This window comes from Sphingobacterium siyangense (assembly GCF_007830445.1).
GTDB lineage: Bacteria > Bacteroidota > Bacteroidia > Sphingobacteriales > Sphingobacteriaceae > Sphingobacterium > Sphingobacterium siyangense.
In genome coordinates this window covers 1-26,394 of sequence record NZ_VLKR01000034.1, presented here as the reverse complement: position 1 = coordinate 26,394, position 26,394 = coordinate 1, and the positions used below count along the sequence as shown (strand labels likewise).

Annotated in this window: 23 protein-coding genes; 6 read left to right on the top strand and 17 right to left on the bottom strand. The window is 42.4% G+C overall.

Annotated elements, in window-relative coordinates:
- Positions 1-11 precede the first annotated feature (11 nt).
- The 5 genes from IQ31_RS22485 to IQ31_RS22465 form a co-directional block, all read right to left on the bottom strand.
- Positions 12-1,016: a metallophosphoesterase gene (locus tag IQ31_RS22485; protein WP_145330200.1), complete on the bottom strand. Its 1,005-nt coding sequence runs from the start codon at positions 1,014-1,016 to the stop codon at positions 12-14.
- A gap of 9 nt (positions 1,017-1,025) precedes the next feature.
- Positions 1,026-2,675 carry a RagB/SusD family nutrient uptake outer membrane protein gene (locus IQ31_RS22480; RefSeq protein ID WP_145330198.1) on the bottom strand — a complete coding sequence of 550 codons (1,650 nt, stop codon included), beginning with the start codon at positions 2,673-2,675 and terminating at the stop codon, positions 1,026-1,028.
- A gap of 94 nt (positions 2,676-2,769) precedes the next feature.
- Positions 2,770-5,808, bottom strand: a complete 3,039-nt coding sequence (locus tag IQ31_RS22475; RefSeq protein ID WP_145330196.1) for a SusC/RagA family TonB-linked outer membrane protein — start codon at positions 5,806-5,808, stop codon at positions 2,770-2,772.
- Positions 5,809-5,813: 5 nt separating this feature from the next.
- Entirely contained in the window at positions 5,814-6,872 is a 1,059-nt protein-coding gene (locus IQ31_RS22470; RefSeq protein WP_145330194.1) for a FecR family protein, read from the bottom strand.
- Between the two features lie 83 nt (positions 6,873-6,955).
- Complete coding sequence (locus IQ31_RS22465; protein ID WP_120336057.1) at positions 6,956-7,480, bottom strand: RNA polymerase sigma factor; 525 nt, start codon at positions 7,478-7,480, stop codon at positions 6,956-6,958.
- A 271-nt stretch (positions 7,481-7,751) separates the two neighbouring features.
- Between IQ31_RS22465 and IQ31_RS22460 the strand changes: the two genes are divergently transcribed.
- From IQ31_RS22460 to IQ31_RS22450, 3 genes are all read left to right on the top strand, one after another.
- Entirely contained in the window at positions 7,752-8,894 is a 1,143-nt protein-coding gene (locus IQ31_RS22460; protein WP_145330192.1) for a DUF4932 domain-containing protein, read from the top strand.
- A gap of 147 nt (positions 8,895-9,041) precedes the next feature.
- Entirely contained in the window at positions 9,042-10,097 is a 1,056-nt protein-coding gene (locus IQ31_RS22455; RefSeq protein WP_145330190.1) for a 3-oxoacyl-ACP synthase III family protein, read from the top strand.
- 353 nt (positions 10,098-10,450) lie between these two features.
- On the top strand, positions 10,451-10,642 hold the full coding sequence (locus IQ31_RS22450) for a cold-shock protein (protein WP_070566486.1): 192 nt from the start codon (positions 10,451-10,453) through the stop codon (positions 10,640-10,642).
- Positions 10,643-10,782: 140 nt separating this feature from the next.
- Here IQ31_RS22450 and IQ31_RS22445 read toward each other — a convergent pair whose 3' ends face one another.
- The 11 genes from IQ31_RS22445 to IQ31_RS22400 form a co-directional block, all read right to left on the bottom strand.
- Positions 10,783-11,376 carry a TlpA family protein disulfide reductase gene (locus IQ31_RS22445; protein WP_145330188.1) on the bottom strand — a complete coding sequence of 198 codons (594 nt, stop codon included), beginning with the start codon at positions 11,374-11,376 and terminating at the stop codon, positions 10,783-10,785.
- A gap of 1,262 nt (positions 11,377-12,638) precedes the next feature.
- Positions 12,639-14,066, bottom strand: coding sequence for a phytoene desaturase family protein (locus IQ31_RS22440; RefSeq protein ID WP_145330186.1), 1,428 nt, complete (start codon positions 14,064-14,066; stop codon positions 12,639-12,641).
- Positions 14,067-14,086: 20 nt separating this feature from the next.
- Positions 14,087-14,248, bottom strand: coding sequence for a hypothetical protein (locus IQ31_RS27435; RefSeq protein WP_153847574.1), 162 nt, complete (start codon positions 14,246-14,248; stop codon positions 14,087-14,089).
- Between the two features lie 193 nt (positions 14,249-14,441).
- Positions 14,442-14,837, bottom strand: a complete 396-nt coding sequence (locus IQ31_RS22435; protein ID WP_145330183.1) for a thioredoxin domain-containing protein — start codon at positions 14,835-14,837, stop codon at positions 14,442-14,444.
- Positions 14,838-14,851: 14 nt separating this feature from the next.
- Positions 14,852-15,082: a DUF3995 domain-containing protein gene (locus IQ31_RS22430; RefSeq protein WP_070566495.1), complete on the bottom strand. Its 231-nt coding sequence runs from the start codon at positions 15,080-15,082 to the stop codon at positions 14,852-14,854.
- Between the two features lie 218 nt (positions 15,083-15,300).
- A complete protein-coding gene (locus IQ31_RS22425) occupies positions 15,301-16,131 on the bottom strand; it encodes a metallophosphoesterase family protein (RefSeq protein WP_075992405.1) in 831 nt (276 codons plus the stop codon).
- Entirely contained in the window at positions 16,131-17,930 is a 1,800-nt protein-coding gene (locus tag IQ31_RS22420; RefSeq protein ID WP_145330181.1) for a RagB/SusD family nutrient uptake outer membrane protein, read from the bottom strand. Before IQ31_RS22420 ends, IQ31_RS22425 begins: the two co-directional genes overlap by 1 nt.
- A 9-nt stretch (positions 17,931-17,939) precedes the next feature.
- Entirely contained in the window at positions 17,940-21,233 is a 3,294-nt protein-coding gene (locus IQ31_RS22415) for a SusC/RagA family TonB-linked outer membrane protein (RefSeq protein ID WP_070567092.1), read from the bottom strand.
- Between the two features lie 77 nt (positions 21,234-21,310).
- Entirely contained in the window at positions 21,311-22,330 is a 1,020-nt protein-coding gene (locus IQ31_RS22410) for a FecR family protein (protein WP_145330179.1), read from the bottom strand.
- 104 nt (positions 22,331-22,434) lie between these two features.
- The gene (locus IQ31_RS22405) at positions 22,435-23,034 is read right to left on the bottom strand and encodes an RNA polymerase sigma factor (RefSeq protein WP_158638957.1); all 600 of its coding nucleotides are present in this window, start codon (positions 23,032-23,034) and stop codon (positions 22,435-22,437) included.
- A 333-nt stretch (positions 23,035-23,367) separates the two neighbouring features.
- Positions 23,368-23,967 (bottom strand): porin family protein, encoded by a 600-nt coding sequence (locus IQ31_RS22400; protein ID WP_070567095.1) that lies wholly within the window; start codon positions 23,965-23,967, stop codon positions 23,368-23,370.
- A 142-nt stretch (positions 23,968-24,109) separates the two neighbouring features.
- Between IQ31_RS22400 and IQ31_RS22395 the strand changes: the two genes are divergently transcribed.
- On the top strand, positions 24,110-24,964 hold the full coding sequence (locus IQ31_RS22395) for a helix-turn-helix domain-containing protein (RefSeq protein WP_070566506.1): 855 nt from the start codon (positions 24,110-24,112) through the stop codon (positions 24,962-24,964).
- 49 nt (positions 24,965-25,013) lie between these two features.
- Here the strand turns inward: IQ31_RS22395 and IQ31_RS22390 are convergent, their stop codons facing one another.
- Positions 25,014-25,439 (bottom strand): TonB-dependent receptor domain-containing protein, encoded by a 426-nt coding sequence (locus IQ31_RS22390; protein ID WP_083295966.1) that lies wholly within the window; start codon positions 25,437-25,439, stop codon positions 25,014-25,016.
- A gap of 8 nt (positions 25,440-25,447) precedes the next feature.
- Between IQ31_RS22390 and IQ31_RS22385 the strand changes: the two genes are divergently transcribed.
- Positions 25,448-25,876, top strand: a complete 429-nt coding sequence (locus tag IQ31_RS22385; RefSeq protein ID WP_244294559.1) for a DUF4998 domain-containing protein — start codon at positions 25,448-25,450, stop codon at positions 25,874-25,876.
- Positions 25,877-26,162: 286 nt separating this feature from the next.
- A partial coding sequence (locus IQ31_RS22380; RefSeq protein WP_145330177.1) for a DUF4372 domain-containing protein occupies positions 26,163-26,394 on the top strand: 232 nt, incomplete at its 3' end.

The following is a 26,394-nucleotide window of genomic DNA, read 5'->3' as shown; positions in this document are numbered from 1 at the left end:
GCCCTATTACCTTATACTTTTGTAAGCACTGTCCGATACAGCTCTATACCTTCATGGCTGATAACCTGACAAGCTATTTCTTCGCTACTGATCGAGAAAGAGAAAAACCCGTATTGATCTTTCGCAAAACGACTATACGGCAGATCGGTTTTTACAGGCGTTACCTCTGATCCTGCCCCTGAGATAAACTGATGAAACTTCTTGCCTTCCACTTTTAAGTGCTGCAACGAATGTTCATGTCCTGAAAGGTAGATATCTACTCCCCGCTTTTCAAAGATAGACTCCAAGACTTTTCGAACTGCCAGGGTGTCGTAATTCGTCGTCCGCGGCCCCGCCGTATACAGGGGATGATGACCGACGACAATTTTCCAATGGGCATCCGAGTTTTCCAGTAGCTGATCTAGCCAGGCCAGCTGTTTCTCGGGTTGCTGTCCCGCAACATGTGGCCCATACTCGCTGTTACTGTAAAATTCAGGAATCATCGGATTAGTATCGATAAAGGCCATCAGTACTTTTTTTCCATCCTTAAGTGCAAATGTCTTGCTGTAATAACGCGCAAGCATCTTCCAACGTCTGCTGATCGTACTATAACGTACCTGTGCATCGGGATCTGATTTATAATCGTGGTTTCCCAAAATGGGATACCAGTCCCATTGCAGCGAAAATGCGGTATAGATATTTTCAAACGAATAATGCCACAGGGGATCATGTTCACTGACCACTCCGGAAGGGTAAAAATTATCACCGGTAGAAATGATAAAGTCATTGGGATGCTGATCGGCCCATTGGCCCATCTGTCCCGCTACAGCCAACTGATGGTCGGCACCATTGCGTCCCCAGTCGCCTACAGCCATAAAATGAAGATCATAGGCATCTTTGGGTTTCAAAAGCTGTTGTATATCTTCGCTTTCAAGTTGCGTAGGTTTTGTCAGACCGAAACTACTGAGCGTAATTCCGCCCAGGCCGGCTGTAATCGCCGTGCCCAGGGAATTTTTCATAAAAGTTCTGCGTTTCATTAATAGATTTTAATAACCAGGATTTTGTTGCCAGTGGGTGTTTACGTTTAATACAGTTGTTGGTACGGGAAAAATACGACGGAACTTCTCGCTCATGCCGGCAGGATACAGCGATCGGAATCCCCAGTTATCTTCAAATTTTCCGTAACGGATCAGGTCATTTCTACGCCAGGATTCATCAGCAAACTCACGTGCCCGCTCATCCAACACATCCTGCAGACTTGGGGCAGCCGTGAGCACAGGTGCATTAACATAGGCTCGGATCTGATTAACCAAAGATTGTGCGGTCTGACCATTGGTCGCGGTAGCCCCACGGAGTATAGCCTCCGCTTTCATCAACAGGATATCGGCATAGCGAAATACAGGTACATCATTGCTCTGATTACGCTGATTGGCTGATGTAACGGCTACGTCCATATAAAACTTAATGGATCTGTACCCCATTGAGCGCCCCTTTTGGTCGTTACCTACATTCAGTGTGGCCGCACCATCCGAACGCAAAGTAATTTCTTTAGTGGTCTCCAGTTGCCAATCAAACTGCGCATCTGCATCCGCAGCATTATAATCCTGATCTATGCCGCGTTTGGAAGTTCTGATCAGAAAAGGTCGAGTCTTATCTTCTGTATAATTTGACCAGTAATATTGCTTACCGCCGATGTATGAGGCATTCCTTTCGTCGCCTGCCAGATTAAATTTCTCCAAATAGCTCGGTAATACACGAAAAGTCCCCCCAACACTTTGAGGCAATGTTGCAAACTGATTTTGGGCACTGCGATGTATCCAGAAGCGCGAATAAGTCATACCCTGCTGTTTTTCACGATCATAGGGTATGGCAAATATAAAATCCTTTACCTGATAACCATTATCGGGGCGAAACTTGGCCATAAACTTGTGGCTTGTCAGGTTAAACTGTCCTGAGGAAATAATCTGGTCGCACATCGCAACCACATCATTTAACTTTTCATTTTGTGCACTTGGATTGTAATTGGCTACGTCCGTAGCCGTATAAACAGCCCAGTTGAGATACAATTTAGCCAGCAATGCTTCGGCCATATATTTCGTTGCTTTTCCATAGGTTGCTACAGAAACTGTGGTCGGTAACAAATCCTTCACCGCAAGCAATTCGGCCTCAATAAAACGGCAAATTTCAGCACGGTTTGAACGTGCGGGGACAGCATCAACAGGCCCTGTGATCAACGGTGCGGCGCCAAAATTATCCATCAGTATAAAATAATAATAAGCACGGATTGCGCGGGCAGGTGCAGTCAACTTTTCTTTATCTTCCCCGAATAATGCGATGGCATTATTGGCTAAGGTGATTCCAGTGGAAGCATCGTTCCAGATACTTGGCAAGAGGCCATTGTCTGCGTTCCAATTGTGCAGATGGAATTCGCGGTATCGACCGCCATCAAACCAGTCTGTTCCCATGGAAACACTCACTGCTTCATCTGCCGAGAGTGTTTGCACCATCCAATGATCGCGCCCCATTGCGCCTCGATAAGCGGCATATACATCGGCAAGAATCGCCTCGGCCGCACGTTCCGAATCCGGAAATTCCGTCAGCTGTGATTTTATATCAACATCCAGATCGGTACAAGATCCCAGCGAAAAACTCAATGCTGATAAGGTTAATAAACGAATTAATAGTGTTGGTTTCATATAAATTATTTCTTGTTCTATAGGCCATGTGGCATGCTCCATTTATGTCAACAGGATTGTTTCGATAAAAAGTTTTCCATCCCACAGGTCTGTCTTATAAATTAAAGTTAAGGCCAAACATAAACGTTCGCGTCCGTGGGTAGGTCTGGCGGTTATCAATTCCCGGAGTCAGGCCACCTAAGCCCACCTCGGGATCAATACCTTTATATTTCGTCAGCACAAATACGTTGTTCATCGTTGCATATACTCTTAGGTTTTTAATCGGTATATTTTTCATCGGTATCGTATAGGCCAACGTAACATAAGCCAAGCGCAGATAGCTTCCATTCTCCAGGTAACGATCGGATAGGTAATGTGCATTGATATCCGTCATGCGCTCGGTTTCCACAACGCTGGCAAGCACGTTTTTCTGCCCAGCATTACCAACAACGTTTGAATGGCGCGCACGTGTAGCGTTCATAATTTTCTGTCCAAAAGCACCTTGGAACATTCCGTTTAAAGAAAAATTCTTATACGAAAAGCTATTGTTCCAACCCAGTGTCAACTTGGGCTGTGGACTTCCCGTCACAGCCTGATCTTTCTTCTGTGGCGTTGTGGTTGTTTCGCCGGTACGCTCGCCCGTTTTCTCATCTCGGGTATAGAATACCGACACTCCTTCATCGTTGTAGCCGGCCCATTCCCAGGTATAAAACTGACCTATAGGTGCTCCCGGTGTCAGCCTCTGCTGAAATACATTGGTCTGCCCAGCGCCACCGAGATCCGACAATTCGATATAATCCTGCGTAAACTGCTCGTTGGCAATGCTCACCACCTTATTGGTGTTGTGTGATAGCACCAATCCGGTATTCCATTTGAAATCCTCTTTATCAATGGCCTTTGCATTCAGACTCAGTTCAATCCCCTTGTTCTCAATTTCACCAACATTGGCAGTCAGCGTTGGATAAATATATTTCGATTTGCTTACCTGATAATCATAAATCAGGTCACTCGTTTTCTTTTTATAGACCTCCAAAGACCCTGTCAGGCGATTTTTCAGAAATCCGAAATCCAGGCCTAGGTTAATCATACTGGTTGTTTCCCATTTGAGGTTCGGATTGCTATTGCGCAGCACCATCAAAGTACGTAATGGGCTTACCTGGCCATCGGCACTTACATAATCGAAAAACTTGGATGAGGCACCACGTACAGACTGCGCTGTAAATGCGTCAAAGCCCAATGAGTTGCCACTCACCCCGAAACCTGCACGCAGCTTTAAGTCATCAAAAATTCCGGTTTCACGGATGAATGATTCCTCCGAAAGGCGCCACGCCGCAGACACCGAAGGGAATGTTGCCCAACGATTGTTGCTTCCGAAAGCCGAGGAACCGTCGCGTCTTACCGTTGCCTGTAGGAGATACTTGTTATTGTAGGCATAATTCACACGGCCATAAACAGATATCATACGCAAAGTGGAAAGATAATAGTTCCCAAAGCCCAACAAATCAACTACATTGGCCATACCCGGATTATAATAACTCAAATCGTCACTGTAATAATCGGAAGTCGTCAATTGAAAGCCATCGTTATTGTTGTTCTCCTCCCATGAATAACCTGCCAGTGCAGCTACCTTATGTTTTCCGGCGAATGTCTTTTCATAACTCAGGTTCATTTCCATCACTTTCCGTTCATCTTCTACCGCGGCACGGATAGATTTGCCATTCTGACCACGTGCTGCCATCGAAAACATCGAGTAGTACTGTGCATTGTTAAACTGCCTGTTTTGCAGCGAAAGATCAATAGTATAGGTTAACCCGGGCAAGATCTCATAGCCCAGTTTTGCATGCGCCTGGAGCACCTTAGTTTTAGAAAAATTTGTATTCTCTTCAATTAAGGAAAGTGGATTGGCATATTGCGAACGGTCGGGTTTTTCAAACCAGGAACCATCGGTATTTCGTAATGGCGATACAGGTAGGTAATAATACATCGCATCATACACGCTGAGTCCCTGATCCAAAGCGAGCACATCATTCTGCTTGGTGATACTTGCGTTGATATTGAAAGAAGCCATCAGCCGGTCATTCAGCGCCTTGGTCTGCAAAAACGCTCGAGCAATCTGCCGCCCCATATCAGTCCCTTTGATAACGCCATTGTTTTTAATGGTATTGAGACTGATGCTATACTGTGTTTTTTCTGCTCCTCCAAGAATGGATATATTATGGTTGTTCGATATCCCTGTTCGCTCCACAGCTCTTTGCCAATCGGTATCTGCTCCCAAGTCGTCCGTTGGTTCCATCGAAAATCCATTATCATTGACATAAGACCGGTATTGCGCCGCATTCATCATCTCATAGTGCTTAGCCACTTTATCGATCGCCAGATAGCCGTTGTAATTGATATTGGTCTGCCCTGATTTCCCACGCTTCGTTGTAACGATAATAACGCCATTGGCCGCTTTTGAGCCATAAATTGCGGTCGCTGAGGCATCACGAAGCACGTCAATAGAGGCAATATCATCGGGCGCTACCAAAGCCAGCGATGCGCCCGGAACCCCATCGATCACATAGTAGGGTTCCATCGCTTCTCCACTACGTAACGTTGACGCTCCCCGGAGACTAACCGAAGGCGTCGCATTGGGATTACTGTTGTTGCTCGAAATCGTCAGGCCGGCAACTTTCCCCTGCAGCATCTGTGCTGGCGAAGTAAATACGCCGACGTTCGCATCTTCCGCTTTGATGGTGCTGATGGAGCTCGTCAGATCCTTTCTGGATACACGGCCATAACCAATGACGACCTCATCCAGTTTAACCGCACTCTGCTGAAGTTTCACACTCAACGACAAAGGCTTTCTTGCTTCAATAACATAACCCGATAACGTATCGGACTGAAATCCTACAGCCGAAAACACAAATCGATAGCCTGCATGTTCTACTAAATTCTGAAAATGGAATAGCCCCTGGCTATTCGTACTGGTGGTCACACTTGGACCTCCATTGACCTGAATAGCCTTAACGCTGACTCCAGGGAGAAACTCGCCCTTTTCATTTTGTACAGCTCCTTTCACTTGTTGCTGCTGCGCATGTACATGGGTAAGTCCAGCGGAAAGCAACGCAAAAATAAGCAGGTTCTTTTTTTGTGGATTTTTCTTGTTGAGCATATCTGTTAGTTGTTTAGATGTTCAGTAATTGTATTTTCCTGTTTGTATAGCGTATAACTTCCATCCGCATTGGCGACAAAGCGCAATTCATTGATCAAGCAGATTGTTGTCAAGATATCCTTCAATGAATCGTGATGTACATCAATCTCACCTGTATAATGGATGGCGGCAATACCCTTGTCGCCCAAATGGATCTGTTTTTTAAATGCAGTTTCTAACGCCTTTAGCACAGCAGGCATTGGTGTATTTTTCAGATTTAACAAATCCGGGGCAGACAGATCAGGCATGTTCAATGGTTGTTTTTTATTGACGGCTTCAATTCTTGTTGCACCCCGTGAATCAACTGTCAGCTTTTGGCCCGGGTCAGCTAAAAAAATCTGTTTGAAACCGTTTGTAAGCGAGGATACAAGCACCTTACCTGTATGTAATGCCACAGTCACAGCCTGACGCTTCAATTTGGTATTAATGGTAAAGGATGTACCAAGCGCCGTTGTTTTAGTCCCGCTGGCAAACACCGAAAATGGGCGTTTCGGATCCGATGCTACATCAAAGTAGGCTTTACCGCTAAGTTCAATATCACGGGCATTGACAACAAAATTTTTCACATAGCGAATATGGCTTTGTGCGAACAACCGCACATGGGATCCATCGGGTAGATCCAGCGTTATACTATAGGGATTTTTATTTTCTATTGAAGTCCAGACTGTATCTTGATGCGCTATAACTGGTTTAGCAGCGAACCGCTGAGCATCTGGCTGTACAACTGAATCTTTTGTCCACCAGGTAACAAAATGGAAGGAAAAGAAAAAGAGAACTGCAGCTGCGGCACTGTAGCGCAGTAGCGTTACCAAACGATACCGATGTAATGCCTTTCGATCCTGCGCTTTTTCCTGATTTTGAATGGCAGTCTGTATAAACGTTTTCATCGTTTCAGTAGGCACAGGCTCCTCCATTGCTGTGCTATCAAATTTCTCCCAATCTTCGTCCTTGAAAAGTTCGTTCACGAGGAAGGGCATTTTCCAGATCTTCTTTTTGATCTGATGCTGCTTTTTATCATGCTTCATACTCCTATTACGCAGGCCAGCACGACATCCCTTAGTTCTTAACAATTATTTAATAAAGGGCGCCGATACTTAACATAAAGGACTTATAGCATAATGGAATAGAGATGTTGTTTGAGTTGAAGAAGTGCTTTACTGATATGCTGTTCCACGGTTTTTGTGGAAATTGAAAATTGAGCAGCAATCTCTTTATGGGAAAGACCTTCTTTACGGCTCAGTTCAAAGACCTTCCGACGCATCGCCGGCATATTCTGGATATCTTTTTCCATCATACGCAAAAGGTCTTTATTTTCAATTGCCCGGATCAGACTATCGGTAAAAGGTGTCACCGCTGTCTGCCCTTCGTATTTGAAACGTGTAGCCTCCTTGCGCAGCAGATCGATCATGACTTGCCGCGCCATACCGAAAAGCTGCAACAGAATACTGAGCTGCTCGTCGAGCTTCTCCCTTTGGTTCCAGAGTTTGATAAAGGTCAGCTGCGTTACCTCCTCTGCAATATAATCCGATTGCGTACGCTTGAGTACAAAACCGTAAATCTGTCGATGGTACTTTTCGTATACGAGATTGAAACTTTTCTGATTGGAAGATTTGATAGGCTGAATGTGTTCCATTGCGCTGTCAAAAATAAAAGCACAAGGTTTCCTCAGTATTAAGTTAAGATCAATATTAAATTAAACAAATTGAATATATTACCTTTTCAATTAGCAGAATTCATTTCTAATTGTACAAATTTTATTATAAAACAAGCAGAAATCTCCCTATAATTGCAGTCGGGAATATTTCATTTCATAGTGAAATCCCCAATCAGACATGACCATAACCGGTAAAACGTTATGCTATCAGCAACATGTCTTATCAATAATTATATGAAATAACGATACGATGAAAAGGAATATCTTTTTTATTTTAATATGCTTTGTATTACTGGCTAACCTGGCCATCTGCCAAGAAAAAGACGTCGATTTTAGCAAAGCCTATATTGCCCAAAACGACGGCAAGACAACTATTGAAATCAATGAGGCACAGGAACTCATCTATATTATCTTTGCGATAACTGACTTTGGTAAGGAAAATCCAAACATGACCAAGCAGAATACGGCGTATTTTGAAGAGGTCAAAGCACATTTTACCCCATTTTCCAATCTGCCTATCGTAAAGAAATTTGACCAGCAACTACGAGCGAATCTAACGAACTATTTCCTCTTAGCGGCCAATGTATATGGCTTTAAATTTAAAAACGACCAATTAGTACCTACAAACATCTATATTTTTCCAGCGAGAGGAGTTGGAAATTATCAGGTGAAATCAAATCCTATCCCCGCTTACAAAAACGACCTGGAAGAATTCGCCAGAAAGAGCGGATACCGGGCATTCTACAAAGAGCATCAAGGCTATTACGACAGCCTTCGTACAGCATATCAGGAATATGCTTCCATTGCCGAGCATAAAGAATGGTTAGAAAAGAAGTTCGATTATACAATCAATAGCTATCGTGTATTGACTTCCCCTCTGATTGCCGGGATGAATGCGACTCACACCTTCAAGTACAAAGGTTTCAAAGAAATTTTGCTTTTTTTACCCACCCTCCGCGAAGACGAATCCTGGAGCCCAAAATTCAAAAAAGCATTCAATACACGCATTATTTTCACGGAGATAGACCACAACTACGTAGGTCCATTGAGCGAAAAAAACAAAAAACAGATTGATACAATATTCAACAATAGAGACTTATGGGTAGATATAGAAAACAAAAGTACAGTTCATTATCCAAGTCCGGTAAAAGTATTTGATGAGTATTTAACTTGGGGACTTTTCATCTTATATTGTTACGACAAGTTTGGAGATGATCATGATCTTTTTGGCCAGATTGTTGAAAACGTCAACGATATGATGGTCAATAAAAAAGGATTTCCCAAAGCAGATGAATTTAACGCCGAATTGTTCCGCCTGTATAAAGACAATAACCCGAAAGATATTCAGAGCTTATACAAGCCACTGCTGGACTGGTGTGAGAAAGAAAATTAGCGCCATCCCGATAATATTTAGTAAATTAAGGCTGAGAAGGAAATAAGCCGCCAGAAATGTGAATGTATACGACCATAAGGAATCAGCATAGCATAAGGGGATGATCGTCGAAATATATTTATACACAATACGTACGGAGAAACAATTATGAACATTAGATTTATCGGTTCTGGCAGTTATATTCCATCCCACAAAATAGCCAACGCAGACTTCGCCGACCATCTTTTTTTGGATGAAAATGGGCTGCCGTTCAAGGAGCCGGCTTCTGTCATTGAAAAATTTAAGGCAATCACCGGCATTGAGGAACGCCGTTACGCCGATCCTGACCAAGTGGCTTCAGACCTTGCTTTCCTAGCTGGTCAACGTGCCATTGAAGACGCCGGTATAGCTGCTGAAACATTGGACTATATTATTGTTGCACATAATTATGGCGATGTGCAATCTGGCAAAATCCAATCGGATACTGTACCCAGTTTAGCAAGCAGGGTGAAGAAAAAGCTCGGGATCAGCAATCCAAAATGTGTGGCTTATGATCTACTATTTGGCTGTCCTGGTTGGAACGAAGGCGTATTGCATGCCAACGCTTTCATAAAATCAGGTATGGCAAAGCGCTGTATGGTCATTGGCGCAGAAACGCTTTCCCGTGTTATAGATCCTTTTGACAGAGATTCGATGATCTATGCGGATGGCGCTGGCGCTGTAATCATCGAAGCCACTACGACAGAGCAAGGGCTCCTATCACATGAGTGCGCAACTTATGCGCTTGAGGAAGCGAACTATATCAATTTCGGAAGCTCTTATCAACAAGAGCAGGACCCCGATATACGGTATATTAAAATGAAAGGGCGTAAAATCTATGAGTTTGCACTCAGCAAAGTTCCTTTGGCCATGCAGGCTTGCCTTCAAAAAGCGGATATCGATATCGCGGCAATCAAAAAAATACTGATCCACCAGGCCAACGAGAAGATGGACGAAGCCATTCTGATGAGGTTTTATGCACTATACGGTACAGTACCCCCGCCAGATATTATGCCAATGACCATCCATACATTTGGAAATAGCAGTGTGGCAACTATTCCTACGCTCTATGATCTTATTGCCCGTGGTCAGTTAGACAATCAATCCCTGCAAGAAGGCGATATCATCCTATTTGCATCTGTTGGCGCAGGTATGAATATCAATGCTTTTACTTATCGGGTTTAATATAATTTTACGACTACATCGTGTAGCTATTATGCTAACACAGAGCCTGCATAGGATTTATTTCATAAAAAATAACAAAACACTGTATATATCAATATTTTATACTTAAATTTGTATTATAATCGGCTCCGCCTTTGCTTATCTGAAATCGTCAAGTTATACTTACCGCTCAGTTTTCGCATTTTCAGAAGCTTTTTTGTTAGCAAAACGGAGATAAAGACCTTTTTGGACTTGAGTCAATCCAAGATCATTAAAATCAGATCCTATTTCTTGCAAAAAATCGATTAACTATTGTTCATATTCATTTATCACAATAGTGCAGTACAGATTACTTTAATATAATTTATAAAACAATGCAAGAAGGAACTATTAAATTCTTCAACCAAACAAAAGGTTTTGGTTTTATTACGCCTGCTGGTGGTGGAGACGACATTTTCGTACACGTATCTGGTTTAATCAACGAAGTACGTGAAAATGACAGTGTAACATTTGATGTAGAAAACGGTAAAAAAGGCGTTAATGCAGTTAACGTACGTATCGCATAATTAAGTAAACACACAAGAAGATAATTTATTTATCTTCTTGCGAAGTGTAACGGGCAACCGTTACACTTTTTTTTATCCATTTCATACCCAAGTACCGCAAAAAATCGGACGATTTATCGGTCTGGCACATGAAAGACTTTTTACAATCCAGCCAACATCACTTCTTCCTGTCGCAGAAAATATGGACTGCTATCTTTGAATCTCCAGCGCTTTCTGGAATACTTTCTGATGATATCAGCAACAACATCATCGGTGAGCTCATGCCCCTCTAACGTCGGAAAACCCTCCCAGCGTACAATGCCATCCGGATCTACTAAAATACAGTGTGGGATTCCCTGTACTTCGAGCTGTTTCTTCAACTTCGCTTTCGTATCGATCGCTGAGAAATAATCTATTTTAATCTCCTTCGCCTTTTTAATGACCTCTGCTTTTTCATCTGAAAGGCCAATGATCACAAGTTTATCACCATACTTCTTATGCCATTCATTGAGTTCAGGAATTACTTTCCGGCAGGGACCACACCAAGTAGCCCAAAAATCAATAAGGATAAACTTACCCTTTGTATCAGGCACATCTGTGAGCCACTGCTCCACCTCAAGTTTTGGCGCCTTTTGATTCAAAATTGATTTTGCCCACAATTTCTTATTGTTGTTGCTTTCCTGCGTATGACCGATTACATGGATCAGGCAAAGCGCAAATAATAAGAAAGCTTTTAGGATAAATTTTACATTCATAAAACAGCTTGTTTAGTTCCCCTAATTTATGGATTTTTTTCCACAATCATTTCATCCTTTCATCCCACACATCGTCTTTTCAAAGACACCTTAGCGGCCTTTATGAGGTAAAACAAAACCTATACTTTTAATTGACATAAAACACACAATACACTGTATATAAATAATTAGCATATTTATTAAAAACACAACAACTCTAATTTATTTGCTCTACGGCTCATAATTTTCCGAATGGAGCCAGTCCGACATCCCTATAAAATAACAGCGCACCATCGACATTTCCACTGCAAAAACCAGAGTCTAATCCATCCTCACAAAAGCCAAATTGAGGCGTTCAGCACACAAAAACAACGAAGTGAGCCGGCCCTTGATCCCATTCGTCAAGATAATGCACAAGTTGACCGCATTCTCCTGTAGCAAAGTGTAGGATAGCCCAATTTACAAACACTGCTTTCGGAAATCAAGACACTTCTTTAAAGCCTATTGAGTACCTATGTATACGGCTGACAAACTGGCACAATATCAAAAATAAAAAATAATAAATCTATATTAATAAGACATTTGACCTAGTTAATATAAACAGATAGTTACACATTGTTCTCTTTATAACACATCAACTTTACCCATCGGATACCATCCATCTGTAGTTCGCCTTGCGATGGCAAGATGAACTTTTGCCTGACCTGTGTTAAAGTTTCCTTTTTCGGCATCATAGCTTGGTAGGCATTTTATTGCGTCAGGAGCCCAGCTTACCCCGGCCAAAGTGTCTTTCCTAAGTTTATACTTGCCGTACGCACCGATTTATTTCTTCTTATCGATTTATTTCTTTTTATTTAGTATTTAGCGATAGAAAAAGCAACATCGAAACCGATATTGCCATCATAAGTACTAACCTGGGATATTATCTACATACGAAAGGGGGAATTACATACAAAAGGCCAAGAAATTATCTTGGCCTAATGCAACATATTATTTGGGGTGTTTTCGTAGCCCTATATTGCAAAAATACTGCCGAAATTAGAAACTCACAGCCATTAGCTTATTTTTTCTAAAGACTTTATGCTGCGGAAAAATAAAAAAACGGCTAAAATCACTTATTCCGCGGCAACTGGGCAAGTACAGTTTGCAATTCAGCAGAATTTGTAGCGCCCTGGAATAACAGACTGTCCTTTGTCCTAAAATCCAAGTAGGTATTCTCTTCCAACCTGTAGCCACAAGGGCCACAAACAGAGGCAGATAAGGAAATGCTTATTCGGCGTGGTTTACAACAGCAAACCGAAGTGTTCCTTGAGCGCTGTACGCGCAGCATGATAGCCACACATGCCATGCACCCCACCACCCGGAGGTGTTGATGATGAACAGAGATAAATCGTGTCGACCGAGGTTCGGTACGGATTTAGAGCCAAAATGGGCCTGCTGTACAGCTGCGAAATATCCATAATACCGCCATTGATATCACCACCGATGTAATTTGGGTTATACTCTTCGAGCTCCATAGGAGAAAAGGTATGCTTGGCCAGAATGGTTTCTTTAAAACCCGGTGCAAAGCGCTCAATCTGATTTTCGATCGCTTCGGTATAATCTACCTTACTACCATTAGGAACATGGCAGTACGCCCATCCTGTATGCTTGCCTTCGGGAGCACGACTGGAATCAAACGCACTCTGTTGCGCAAACAGCACAAAAGGCTTATCCACTTGCTTCCCAAGATGGCTCCGCTGCTCGCTTTCGGCAATTTCGGCGTAGGTATTTCCCAAATGTACTGTAGCGGCCTGCTGACAACGCAGATCTTTAAAAGGCGTCTTTTCTGATAATGCCCAATCGACTTTAAATACCCCCATTCCCTGCCTAAAGCCTTCGAGGCGTCTGCGGTAGCCGCTAGCAAGACCTATCCCTTTGAGCTGCAACAACTGCTTGGGCGTGATATCACAGAGTAGGACTTTATGGGATGGTAGATCGCGAACATCCTCTACCCAAAAGCCCGTTTGGATCTCCCCACCCAACGATTGATAATAGCCTAACAGCGCATTGGCAATGGATTGCGAGCCGCCAATCGGTATCTGCCAGCCATATTTGTTGCCTACCGCCGCAAGCACAATGGCAATTGCAGAAGTTGTCCAGTTGTCTAGGGGCTGAATTCCATGAGCCGCCATCCCTGCCCATAAAGCCTGTGCCTGCACCGAAGTAAAACGCTTTGCTGTCCAGCTTGCCGGCTGAAGTGCATCCAGCCCAAACGAGGCTAAAGACAAAGGATGCTTCGGAAAGGATAATGGTCCCATAATATCGGCCGCAAGGCGCTCCCAATCTGTCACGACCTTTTCCACCAGCTTACGATACCTTTCACCATCCGTCCCCAAACCCTTTACCATTTCGGCAAGACTATGGTAAAGAATTCCCGTTTCCTCTTCGTCCAATGGGTGTGCTGCCGCATACTCAGGCTTAACAAAAGATAGCCCAAATGCTTCCAAAGGTAAACTCCTGAAAAATGGCGATGCCATAGCCATGGGATGAATTGCCGAACAGACATCATGTTTGAAACCCGGAATTGTAAGTTCCTGGATTCGCATTCCCCCACCGATTGTATCGGCACCCTCAATCAGCAACGTGCTCAGCCCCTGCTGCTGAAAGGTAATCGCTGCAGCAAGTCCATTTGGTCCCGAACCAATAATGATTGCATCAAATTTTCGCATAAGCTAGTTTTTAATCACTCCTAGTCGCAGCCTGTATTGGGTTGTTCCTTTTTTGAGCGCTTTGACGAAGTAGAATCGGACAACGATTTGCTATTATCCTTTTTTTTACCTGCAGATCCGCAGGAGACTGTAAATGTCGTTAAAACAAACGCTAAAAGTCCAAGATTGATTATTTTTTTCATATGTTATCCATTTAATTTACGATAATGTTGACACCATGTATCCTTATGGCTTTTTCAACTACTGATTCCCTTACTACAACTTATGCCCATGGATACAAACTTTTACCTGCATTGAAAGTATTTATTTTCCGGGCCGCACCCATCTTTAGAACTCATATACAATCCTATCAAACAACTTTATAAGAAATATCATTTATATAATATGTTCATCCAAAAAATAGGCGCGATACCGTTGTTTTAGCTCCTGTCGCTGTGTACTATCGAGCTTGATTTTCGGATCGGTCTGTGACACGACCGTAGAAACAACCTTATGTACGCCTTTACCTTTTTCAATAAATAATACCGTCGGCGAAGAAATCCGTTTAATGGAATCAATCCCCACAGCTGTATAAGGATTTAGGATATCGTGAATATTGAGGTAATAAATAGCCGCCTTTTCCTCCTGGGCAAATTCCAGCAGCGGCGTTATGGCATTCCGAAACCAGGGACAGCTGGGCCATCCAAAAAGGACAATACCGTTTTCAAGCTCCAGCACATCCTGTTCGGTCGCATAGACGATCCGCGGATTGTCGGGAATTTGTACCGGCACTTTGTTCGTTTTATTCAGGCTTTCAAGTTCCCGTTTAAAACGAACTCCATTACAAACGCAAAAATCAATAATCCGATAGCAACCAGCAAAGTGCCTACCCGGGTGGGATTAAATATCCTTCTGCCATTCAGATCGGTCGGAACGGCAACAGCCATTCCCCAATGTCCACCGAGCAGCCAGAAAAAATGCAACAAAGCCAAAAAAATAAAAATAGTGGCGATAACGATTGAAAGTACAAACTCCATAAGGTAAATATAACGTATTTTAACTTGCCTATTTCAGGTTTCTCCTGAAACAGGCAAGCTATGCAGCAGCAGAAATGCGAATTATTAAATAAACAATTCATAGCATATCTTGGAAAAAGTCAGTAGGACAAAAAAAGTAAAAATAAAATAACCTCAGAGCGTATGACCTCTGAGGTTATTTCTTATTGTACTAAGCAAAAGTTAAAAAACAGGTTTCTCTATTTCACATAACTCCAGCTGAAATCTTTCCCATGGACATCCACTTCGAGATGCCCGGGCGCAGTCCCCTCAAAAGCTCCATGCCACCAATTGCCCGATACTGCTCCTGCTGTAATAAACTGTACCCCTTTAACTTTAATCTCTTCATACAAATGCATATGCCCCTGCAGGACCAGCTTTAGGCTGTGGTCTTTAAAAAGATCAAACACCTGCTTTTGGTTTGTAAAAGTATCTGCAGCTGTATAACGCCCCTCTAAAACCGGATAATAAACCGATAAAAAAGGGACATGGGAGATAATCACCAAAGGCTGATCTTTGCCTGTTTTTTCGACAAGATCTTTTAGCCAAGCCAGCTGCTTGTCACCAATAACATAGTGGTTATCTTTGGTTTCCACACTATTCAACACGATAAACCTCCAGCCTTTATGGTCAAAACTGTAATAGGTCTGACCAAACGCCTTTTCAAAGAGCGCAAAATCATTAGTGCCGTCGCGCAAATCGCGCGGCAAACGATCATGATTGCCTATAGCCATGTGGTAAGGCTTTTTAGTGCGGTCAAAAAGTCCCTTCAACGACTTGATTCGTTGCTCGCCAGCCGATAGATCAGCCGATTTCAGATTGTCAATATCCACATTATCACCACCGCTTAGCAGCAGTTCCACCTGAGGTGACAGCGATTTTAACCGTAGCTCCACTTGCCCAAGTGTAGAATCGCTATGCACATGCAGATCGGTTAAAAATGCAAACTTAAATTCCTGTGCACTGATCCTCCCAAGGCTACATAATGTGAGGAACAGAAAACATAAAGCCCTTGTCATCGAATTTTTCATTACCATCCAAATATTTGTTTAAGATTATCATTTAAAAGTATTTCCCCTTGCGGTATGGGGCGATAGTAGAATTTAGGCACCTCAAAGGTTCCTGTATTTTCGATCGTTTCGACTGTACCATTATTCCCTTCCGATAGGAATACGCCTACATCCTGCCCAAAGCGGCCAACACGATAATACTGCAATTCTCTCCCCAAACTGTTTTTCTCTTTCACCGCCGGAATGGACGATGAGGAAGCTAACAGTACGATATCCGGAATACCATCGCCGGTCATATCATGCTGCCCCAATCCGGAGAAGTAAATGCCCTCACGTTTGTTCTTCAACAATTCACCCACATTCCAACGCATCAGATCCGTGAAACGGAATCCCTCAAAAGCCAGCTCAACGCGACGCTCGCGTCTGATCTCCAGCACGAGATTACGCTGGTTGCTTTCTACATTGGAGTAACGTGTCGCCATAACGGGATCGATACCTACGCCTACAACCATATCCGGCATACCCGCACGTCTACGCAACAGATTGATACTACGATCAAGATCGGCTTGCGTCAGCTGTCCCAGCTCGGCCTTTGCTTCGGCAAAATTCAATAAAACCTCCGCATAGCGATATAAAGGAATATCAAGATTATTGCGCGCTTCCAGACTGAGCGTATTCTGAAATCCTTTAATCTGATGGTAGCCCGAGAAATTTTTGGCCAATTGCTGCACATACAGTCCCGCCCCTTGTGCATAGGTATGCGAATAAATCAACTGCCATCCCGGATAAGCATACGTTTGTGCCAGACGTGGATCGCGGTTTTCGAACTCTTTGACGAAGGTGTTTTTTTCATAACCTGGCTGGGCCGCATAAAATGAACCATCTTTCATCAGGTAGGCCTGCACAAGATCACGCAAAGGATAGTACTCATAATTACCAAACATACCCGGCCACGAATCTGCGTTGAGTACATTGTTGGCATAAAAACGTCCAAGTACGATCTCTTTGTTGTTTTCAAGATTTTCACTAAAAAATAAAGTGCCGTAGTCCTGATTGGGCTTACCGGTATTGTATATACTGAAACCACCCTCGCGCATCTGCTGATCACTCAACGCTTGTGCTTTGTTCAGAAATTCAGTTGCCGTGGTTTTCAATTCCAGTTCGTTGTGGTATTTCCGGTAGGTTCCTTCATATAGGGCAAAGCGGCCATATTCCTGCAGCACCACCCACTTGTTGACCGTACCCGATTTTATTCGGGGCTGTACGTTTTGTGCGGCAAACTCAAAATCTTCCATGATTTTTTGCACCACCGTTGCTCGTGGGTCGCGCTTGGCAAAAAGATAATCCGTATCTCCAACCTCCAGTGCTTTATCCACCCAGGGCACATCTGAGAAACGCTGTACCTTCTCTGCATAGAAGCGGGCCCGAAAATACCGACCTAGCCCCTCATAATGTGCCTTTTCACTCTCGCTGATCTTAGCCTTGCCCATGTGCTGTAGAAAGAAATTTATTTTGCGGAGCTGCTCCCAGCTCCAGCCTCCTGAGATCGTCGCCGCAGAGGCATTACCGGCCATAATGGTTTTGATCTCCGTATTGCCCGTGGTACTTGCATTGTCTGTAGTAGCATCCGATTGATAGATCCCTACTCCTGAAAAATTGTACAATCCATTGATATACAACTCTAGGTCGGTCGCTGTATTGAAGAAATTTTCGTTATTGATCGCAGTCTCTGGAACACGATCCAAGTAGTTGTCGTTACAGCTTCCAAGCAGAGAAAGACCTGAACATACAACGGCTAATTTTATATATTTATTTATCATGATAAGCAATTAAAAGGTGACTTGAATACCAGCAGAAAAACTTCTTTGAAATGGATAAGTGAGACCATTACCTACACGGTCCGAACCTGCAGTTGGATTGGTATACGTATTTTCGTTCAGTGTCTCCGGATCAAAATAGCGCTTCACAGCAGACCATTCGATGATATTTTCACCACTTAGATAAACACGTAGGTTACTGATCTTGGCGCGTGAAGTAATAGATTTGGGTAAGGTATACCCTATCGTCAGGTTTTTCAGACGTAGATAGGCCGCATTCAGCAAATAATTGGTCTGTGGAATGGCCAATCCCTGGGCCTGGTCAATCCGGGTACCCAAGTTACGGTCAGCAAGCCATGACTGTAAGATGGGGTAAGCCGCATTGAGATTTTGATCGGCCAGTCCCAAATTCAAATAAGCTTGCGAATGTTTCGCACGGTCAATGTCCGAATCACTTCCCGGACGGTAGAAATCAAGCAAGTGCCCATAAAAGTTACCATAAGGCTGTTGGTATGTCCCCCAATACAGGTAGTCCAACGGATAATAATCGCGTTTACCAATGCCTTGAAAAAATGCCCGTAAGTCAAAACCTTTCCAATCTGCAGACAGGTCTATACCAAATTGATAACGTGGTGTGGAGTTACCAATGATCTTGAGGTCTTTGGTATCGCCAAGTGTATATCCTTTTTCAATCTTACCATTACCATCCTGATCCACATAGGTAGGCCATCCCGGTACAATCGACAAGGCGCCCCAGGGAATGATCGAAGTCTGGTCCAACTTGGCAATCTCTGCCTCGTCTTTGAAAAGTCCGTTACTTTGCAAACCCCAGATCTCCCCCATTTGCATGCCTTCATAATATTGCAGAATGCTTTTATTGGGGTTGTCAAAACGTGTAATTTTGGACTGTGAGTCCGACAGCAATAATTTGGCATTGAAGCGTAATGGTGCGTTAGCCAACTCGAAACGATCCTGAAAATTGACAGTCAATTCCCAGCCATTGGTCTTTAGATCGGCAGCATTCTCCCGTGGCTCACTCGCGCCCAAAATATTGGGAAGATCTCTGCCCAGTGTCAACATCCCCAAGGTACGTCTGGAGTAATAGTCAAAACTTGCCGAAAGTTTATTTTTGAGTACCGCAACGTCCAAACCAAAATTTACGGTATTGACCTTCTCCCAGGTATAATTGGGGGAAACCAAAGGTGGAACACCAATATAGATTCCCCGTTCACTTCCGAACAAGTAATCGGCATCCTTTTTTTCCATCGAAGGAAGGTAGCCGTAGTTCGACACAGACTGATTACCCAATTGACCGTAAGATACCCTCAGCTTCAATAAATCCAGTCCAGCGACAGACGACATAAACTTTTCACGGTCTATACGCCAGGCAGCTGAGCCCGAAGGGAAAAAGCCAAAACGCTTACTTTTCGGAAATCGGGAAGATCCATCGTATCGACCATTGAATTCAACAATATATTTATCATCATAAGTATAGTTCAACCGATAAAATGCACCACGTAAGGCATAAGTATCAATAGCTTCACCCATTTTCATTGTTCCTGTTGCAAACTGAATGGTTGGAAAGGATTCTGAAATAAGTCCGGCGCGTTCTGCAGTGATCACTTCATACCGATAATCCTCCTGGTTAAAACCCAGTACCGCATTAACCTGATGCTTATTAAAAGATTGCAAGTAAGTACCGTAGATATTATAAACATTATAATAGGAAAAACCCGCTTCACGATAAGCCCCTGTTGTCCCCTCTTTACGGACATCGTCCGGACCATAACCGATTTCGTATTGCTTGGTGTACCAATTGCGGTTCAACGAATTACGCTGGAAAGTATAATCTGCATTTACTTTGAATTTATTTCCAAAAAAGCGAAGCTCAGTATTGAAGGTAGATTGTACATCCAGACGTTTACGATCACTTTTACCGCCATCCACCATTTGTGCGGCAATAATACCTGCCGAAGAATTGGCCCATGTTCCATCCGGGTTCTTATCAAAAGAAGTTGGAAAAATATTGTATATATCGGGCAAACTCATCTGAGAAGGCGTAAGCCTACGTGTACTTCCGATCACTGTATTGTTACCAAATGAAATAAAATCAGAAAGCCTATAGTTTACTTTGGAACGCAGGTTATAGCGGTCAAAATAATCCTCTGCTAACTTAACAGGCGAATTTTGTCGGTTGTAGCTACCACTGATATAGTATTGTACTTTTTCATTTGAGCCCGAGATTGATAAGTCGTGTGTATTGGTTGCATTCCAGTCGGACAAGAAATAACGTGTCCAATCCCTGTTACCCATATATTCCCAGACCTTGGAATCTGAGGGATTGATACGCACACCGGCAATGGAAGGGTTGTCAGATCGCTCTTTTGCATATTGGTAAAACTGATCCGAATAGTTGACATTATCCCAGGGTGTATTATCGGTTGACGTTTCCAATAGCCTCGAAAACACATAAGGATCCGTTATTTTATTTGGCATTACTGTAGGTGTATTCCATGTAAAGTTATTTGAATAGTTCACTTTCACATCGCCTTTCCCTGTTTTTGTCGTGATGATCAGAACCCCAAAGGAGGCACGGGCCCCGTAGATCGCCGCAGCCGATGCATCTTTGATCACCGTAAATGACTCAATATCCTGTGGCGCAATCCTGATTAATTCGGCTGCCGAAATAGGAACATTATCTACCAAAATTAATGGATCGCCACCATTGATCGATGTAATTCCACGGATATTGATTTTAGGTTCCGCTCCTGGTGCTCCGGAGTTGAACTGTATATTCAAGTTGGGTGAAATCCCTTGAAGCCCTTGCGCAGCATTGGAAATAGGGCGGCTTTCGAGCACATCGCCACTAATCTGATCTACAGCACCAGACAGGTTGGTCTTTTTCTGTGTACCATACCCCACAACGACCACCTCGTCCATTTGATTTGAAGCTGCGTCTATGAGTTGAAAGACCACGCTCGATCTTTTACCGGAGGTAACAATATACTGGCACTCCTCTTTTGGCAGTAGTCCTGTATAAGTCACCAAAATACAATAGTTGCTATCCACCGGCAAATTATTGAACACGGCTTTCCCCTGCTGATCGGCCTGACCGGATCGTTTCAGTTTGCTATTCTTGTTTTTTATGGTCACCGTTGCATTGGCCAAACCTTTTGACTTCGCATCCTGCACGATGACAACAAGTTCCCCGCTTTGTTGGGCAAAACCCTTTTGGCCAAAAGCAATTGCTAGTAGCAGTAATAAAGCCCCCTTGGCTGGCCTTTTACCTGTTGAAAATTGTTGCATAGTTTTCATTAATAATTGAGCATAGTTTTCCCAGGCCTCCCTAAAAAGGGAGGCTCAATAGTGTTTTTTTATGGATTTTATTGACTGTTTTTTAAGATCGTATAGGTATTTGTTTCGGAATTAAACTTGAGTTCGAGCTCATTTGCAATACAGATCGTTTGCAGAATCTGCGCGACCTCATTTTCTGTTGTATATTTACCATAGAATGATAGTCCTGACACATCATCCGGAGAAAAGAGAATCGTTGTGCGGTAGAAAGACGCCAAGGCAGTAAGCACTTCCGCCAAAGGCTTGTGGTGAAATTCCAATGTCGTTGGTACGATCTCTTCCACTGGTTTTTCCAGTTTCAAAACAGGTCCTTTTTTGGGTTGTACAACTTTTTCCGCCCAAGTTTGCCCTGGAGTCAAATAGGCAAGAAGCTTATCTTCCCCATTTTCGCCACGCTCCTTAATGGAAACTCTTCCTGTGATCAGGCGCACACTAGGCTTCCTATTTTTGGCCTCCTGCACAACCCAAAAAGAAGTTCCTAAAGCCGTTGTCAGGATATTGCCCGATAGAACTGTAAATGGGCGCGATTTATCGTGTGACACCTCAAAAAAAGCCTTTCCTTGCAATTGAATTGCGCGCTGCTTTTCTGGAAAGGGTTGCATCAAGGAGATTGAAGAATTTGCCAAAAGACGGACTTTACTGCCATCTTGCAATAAAATCGTGCTATCCCGTACAACAGTATAGGTTATCATTTTGGACTTATCGACCGTTTTTTCGACCTTAACGGACTGCTTGCCTTTGGCATCCCCGCCACTATTCCGATCGAGTAGGTACCATCCAAATGAAAAACAAAAAAGAACAACTGCGGCAACCTTACCCCATAACAACCAAGGTGGATGTGCGATTTTAGTAGGTGTTTCGGTGGCTAGCAAACGGAGGTCTATCTTTTCTTTCATCCGCGTTTGAACCCCTTCCATATCAGCTTTGTACCCTTCTAAGACATCAAGTTCCTGCAACCAACACATTAAATGTGCCCGTTCCTCATCCTTTATCTGTCCTGATGAATACTTTTGGATTAATTCCTCCAATTCCCTTTTTCTGTCTTGCATACACCCTATAGTTGCTCCAATTGGGTGATCGTACCATCGAAAAACCGTTAAGTTTATGTAAAGTTTATTTTAAAAAATTTAATTAAAAACACCTTGGATAAGGATTAAAAGAAGACTAGAAGAGATAAGGACACGAAGACTGTCGGATTTAGCTGTTGCTGCTGCATGTGCTGGCGCACAAGGTTCAACGCTTTACTTAATTGGTTTTTTACAGTTTGAAGCGATATGCCAAGTTGTTCCGCAATTTCATGATTACTGAGACTACGTTGGTATTTCAAATTAAAAACAACGCGCATACGGTCGGGCATTTCCACCACAGACTGTTCAATCGCAATCAGTACGTCTGTGTAATTCTCTTCATAGTCCACGATAGGAAAAATATCATGCAGACCATCTTGTATCATTAAGCTATACTGTTCAATATGTTTTTCATGCACACCTTTCTTTCTGAAATACTGAAACAACTTATGATATAGGGCCGAAATAAGATAGGCTCGCAATCCGCTATGAATATTGATCATGGCCCTTCTTTGCCACAGATCCACAAAGAGATCCTGAACAAGATCCATAGCCACATCCACATCGCCTAACTTCTTAACTGCAATACGGAAAAGTGTGCTCCAATGATGCTCATAAATCTCATCAAAAGCACTGTAATCTGCATTTACCAGACGTTCTAATAGGATAGTGTCTATCGTTTTCACAAGCATACTCTCTAGATCAATAATTCTTCGTCAGCTGTAAAGATCATGCTTTAATACAACTACAATATTAAGGACAGGTAAAGAATACATTAACAACAAAAGCCTGTCATTTATGCATCTCCCCGACTCGGAAAGCTCCATCGAGCTATTAAATAGCTCTTTAAAGTGAATATATTACATATAATGTTTAAAAATGACAGTTCGTGTAGAAATCATGCCATCGCTTCGATATAACGTGAATGTGCAAAAAGTAAAGACTCAATAGATGCAGTTTAATGTACATTTATTGAGTCTTTACTTATAAATTAACAGTTAAACAACCTATTGAGCCGATCAGAACATATAAAAGATACTTAACTGCGCCACGCTATTCTTAAAATCAGATTTTAGTGTCGTAGAATTAAACTTACCTACATCCATAAAACCCTGGTAGTATCTCGCTCCCAGGCCCAAACCTTTAGCTGGACCTTTCGTAAATTCATAACCCAAACCTGCAACAGCACCCGCATCAATCTTATCTGCAAAATCCACAAAGCCTGTATTTTTTGCATCTTTTATCAATAGATTGGCCTGCGCCCCAACTTCCGCATAAAGACCGATAGCCGATCGATATTTTACGAGGATCGGAACGGACATATAGGATAACTTCAGGTCCTTATGCGTTCCGAATACATTGTCTGTGATTTTTGCGCCTTGCATTGAATACAAAAATTCCTCCTGAATAGACCACTTGTCTGTAAGCTTAAAATTGACAATAAGCCCCCCATTAAATCCTGCGAGTCCTTCAGTATCGAAGTTCGCACCTGTAAAGTTACTGTAGTTTCCCCCAGCCTTTAAACCAAAAGAAAGCCTTTGAAAAATTCCGCCCAAACCTTGAGCAGCGGATCCCTGTGCCATTGCCAAGACCAATCCAATTAATAATAGTTTTTTCATCACGAATAATTTCATTTAAAATTTATGTGACAAATGTAGATGCATTTAAAGAGGCTGGGAAGCTCTATAAGAAGGCGAAATTGTCCAAAAAGTCGTTTTTTCAATATAAAACAATACATTTGAATAACAATACTTGACTATTATGGAAATGACGCTGCCATTTACGCACAATAAAAACTTGAAACAGCATAACCATAATGAAGATTTCATTTTATTGGAGACACCCACAATTGAACGACTTAATTTTCCGGTGAAATTGGATGTCACCATAAGTATTATTTGCTTTAAAGGTCATTTGAAAGGGCATTCAAATATGCGCTACTTTGAAACGGGTGCCCCCTCTCTTATTGTACTCCTCGCGGGGCATACTGTAACCATAGAAAATGTGAGTGCCGATTTTTCTGCACTTTTTATAGTCATGTCAAAGACATTTACCTCAAGTCTTAATATCGAAGAGCATCTACCCGTTTTTCTTTCTTTGCATAATCAACCTTTTATTGCATTAAAAGAAGCAGAACTAACGAGTTTGGCTGATTATTTTAAAACAGTACAAAAAGTGCTGGAAACAGATAATCCTTCTACCACAAAAATTCTTCAACACCTAACAAAAGCCTATTTTTACGGGTTTGGTTACAATGCCCATAACATCGAACGTCATACACAACAGGAAAAAAAGCCCCGATTGGAAGAACTGGTTGAAAACTTCCTAAATCAGGTACAGGACAATTTCAAGCAAGAACGGGGCATAGAATTCTACGCAGATAAGCTATGTGTAACTCCGAAGTACTTATCTAAGGTGATAAAAGAACACAATGGCCTGTCTGCTAAGCAATGGATTGATGACTATGTTGTGTGGGAAGCTAAAGCACTGTTAAAATCTACGCATATGACTATACAGCAGATCAGTAATGAGCTTAACTTCCCTTCACAATCTTTTTTCGGCAGATACTTTAAGCGATCAGTCGGATTGTCTCCGCTCGCGTATAGAAAAATGTAGAAATTTTCCGAGGTAGTAAGCACACTTGTGCAAACCCATCAAAAATTGGCTAAAAGGAATGCGACAGACTCAAATTGAGACGAGTTCCATTGCCTTTCACATAATTCATATTATTTGACTGCCATTGCGAGATCACCGTGTAATAATCCTTATTGAATATGTTTTCGATTCCCAGGCGTATTAGCGATTGTGTGTTGATCTGATATTTACTGGAGAAATTGAAGGTTGTGAATGATCGGATAGGTCCTGTTCCATAGCTGTACAATCCATTAACAGGTTCAAAACGATTTCGGCCCGAAGTAGCGATCATTTGCGTTGTAAGCGACCATTTTTTCATTGGATTTACGGTAATAGAGCCCGTTATCTTAGGTGGATTGATGCGATCCCCACCAAGATAAACACGACTTCCGTCCGTTAATTCCCTTTTCCCTTCAGTATATGAATAGCAAGCGAGATTCACTTGTAATCCCTGCAAATAATGAAATGGCCAAAGATACCGTCAAGGTAATCTTGTCCAATCTTGGTGAATATATCCAGGATTTCACATTGTACACGATGGATGGAGCCGGAAATAAATCGGTAGGCCAGACATTGACAGCAGTAAAAGTATATGGTCCCCTATATGTGAGCTCACTGCGGAATAGAAGATTTACGACAAGTAGTTTAAATTTGACAAATTTAACCCTCAACTTTGCCGCAAACACCGATACAATCAATGTAGATACCAAACTTAGTTATACAAATAACCTCGGTGTAAGAGTAAATCTGTCTTTGCATCCTGATTCGCTGAAGATCGTATTACCAAATTGGAAAACAGGTAAGAAAGTACTTTTGAAGTCTTCATTTATACCTGTCAAGAATGCAATTGATGTATTTACAGCGTCTTATACAGACACACTTCTTATCAACTAAGTTCTCTTTTTTAACTTAAAAATCCGCTTGGTAAGTCTAGGCGGATTTTTAAAACCGATCGCCATGCGATTAATTTAACAGATGAAGCACATATTAGGCTCAGATAAAAGGAAGCATCTATTAAGCTTAAATATTTTTATTATCTTTACACGAAAATTGCCTTATTAAATTAGTTAAGGTGGTTTTATTCATATTAACCCACTTGCGTCCTAAACGTTTAAAAAGTGGCGGTGTTTAGATATAGCAAAGTTGCTATATTTAAATCGCAAAATTATAACACACCGCCATGATAAATTTAAATGTTTTTAGTCAGATTTTATCTCTTATCGACCGCGAATTATTCAAAGATTTGGTTTCAAAGCACAAAAGTGACAAACATCAGAAAGGGATCAACAGCTGGACGCATCTAGTCAGTATGCTTTTCTGTCATTTTTCCTCGGCAGATTCGGTTCGTGATATTAGTAACGGTCTACGCAGTACCACTGGTAATCTGAACCACTTAGGTGTAGTAAGAGCTC

Excerpts from the sequence above, each read along its gene's own strand:
- IQ31_RS22485 (WP_145330200.1), bottom strand. The coding sequence starts at position 1,016 with ATGAAACGCAGAACTTTTATGAAAAATTCCCTGGGCACGGCGATTACA.
- IQ31_RS22480 (WP_145330198.1), bottom strand. The coding sequence starts at position 2,675 with ATGAAACCAACACTATTAATTCGTTTATTAACCTTATCAGCATTGAGT.
- IQ31_RS22475 (WP_145330196.1), bottom strand. The coding sequence starts at position 5,808 with ATGCTCAACAAGAAAAATCCACAAAAAAAGAACCTGCTTATTTTTGCG.
- IQ31_RS22470 (WP_145330194.1), bottom strand. The coding sequence starts at position 6,872 with ATGAAGCATGATAAAAAGCAGCATCAGATCAAAAAGAAGATCTGGAAA.
- IQ31_RS22465 (WP_120336057.1), bottom strand. The coding sequence starts at position 7,480 with ATGGAACACATTCAGCCTATCAAATCTTCCAATCAGAAAAGTTTCAAT.
- IQ31_RS22460 (WP_145330192.1), top strand. The coding sequence starts at position 7,752 with ATGAAAAGGAATATCTTTTTTATTTTAATATGCTTTGTATTACTGGCT.
- IQ31_RS22455 (WP_145330190.1), top strand. The coding sequence starts at position 9,042 with ATGAACATTAGATTTATCGGTTCTGGCAGTTATATTCCATCCCACAAA.
- IQ31_RS22450 (WP_070566486.1), top strand. The coding sequence starts at position 10,451 with ATGCAAGAAGGAACTATTAAATTCTTCAACCAAACAAAAGGTTTTGGT.
- IQ31_RS22445 (WP_145330188.1), bottom strand. The coding sequence starts at position 11,376 with ATGAATGTAAAATTTATCCTAAAAGCTTTCTTATTATTTGCGCTTTGC.
- IQ31_RS22440 (WP_145330186.1), bottom strand. The coding sequence starts at position 14,066 with ATGCGAAAATTTGATGCAATCATTATTGGTTCGGGACCAAATGGACTT.
- IQ31_RS27435 (WP_153847574.1), bottom strand. The coding sequence starts at position 14,248 with ATGAAAAAAATAATCAATCTTGGACTTTTAGCGTTTGTTTTAACGACA.
- IQ31_RS22430 (WP_070566495.1), bottom strand. The coding sequence starts at position 15,082 with ATGGAGTTTGTACTTTCAATCGTTATCGCCACTATTTTTATTTTTTTG.
- IQ31_RS22425 (WP_075992405.1), bottom strand. The coding sequence starts at position 16,131 with ATGAAAAATTCGATGACAAGGGCTTTATGTTTTCTGTTCCTCACATTA.
- IQ31_RS22420 (WP_145330181.1), bottom strand. The coding sequence starts at position 17,930 with ATGATAAATAAATATATAAAATTAGCCGTTGTATGTTCAGGTCTTTCT.
- IQ31_RS22415 (WP_070567092.1), bottom strand. The coding sequence starts at position 21,233 with ATGCAACAATTTTCAACAGGTAAAAGGCCAGCCAAGGGGGCTTTATTA.
- IQ31_RS22410 (WP_145330179.1), bottom strand. The coding sequence starts at position 22,330 with ATGCAAGACAGAAAAAGGGAATTGGAGGAATTAATCCAAAAGTATTCA.
- IQ31_RS22400 (WP_070567095.1), bottom strand. The coding sequence starts at position 23,967 with ATGAAAAAACTATTATTAATTGGATTGGTCTTGGCAATGGCACAGGGA.
- IQ31_RS22395 (WP_070566506.1), top strand. The coding sequence starts at position 24,110 with ATGGAAATGACGCTGCCATTTACGCACAATAAAAACTTGAAACAGCAT.
- IQ31_RS22385 (WP_244294559.1), top strand. The coding sequence starts at position 25,448 with ATGGCCAAAGATACCGTCAAGGTAATCTTGTCCAATCTTGGTGAATAT.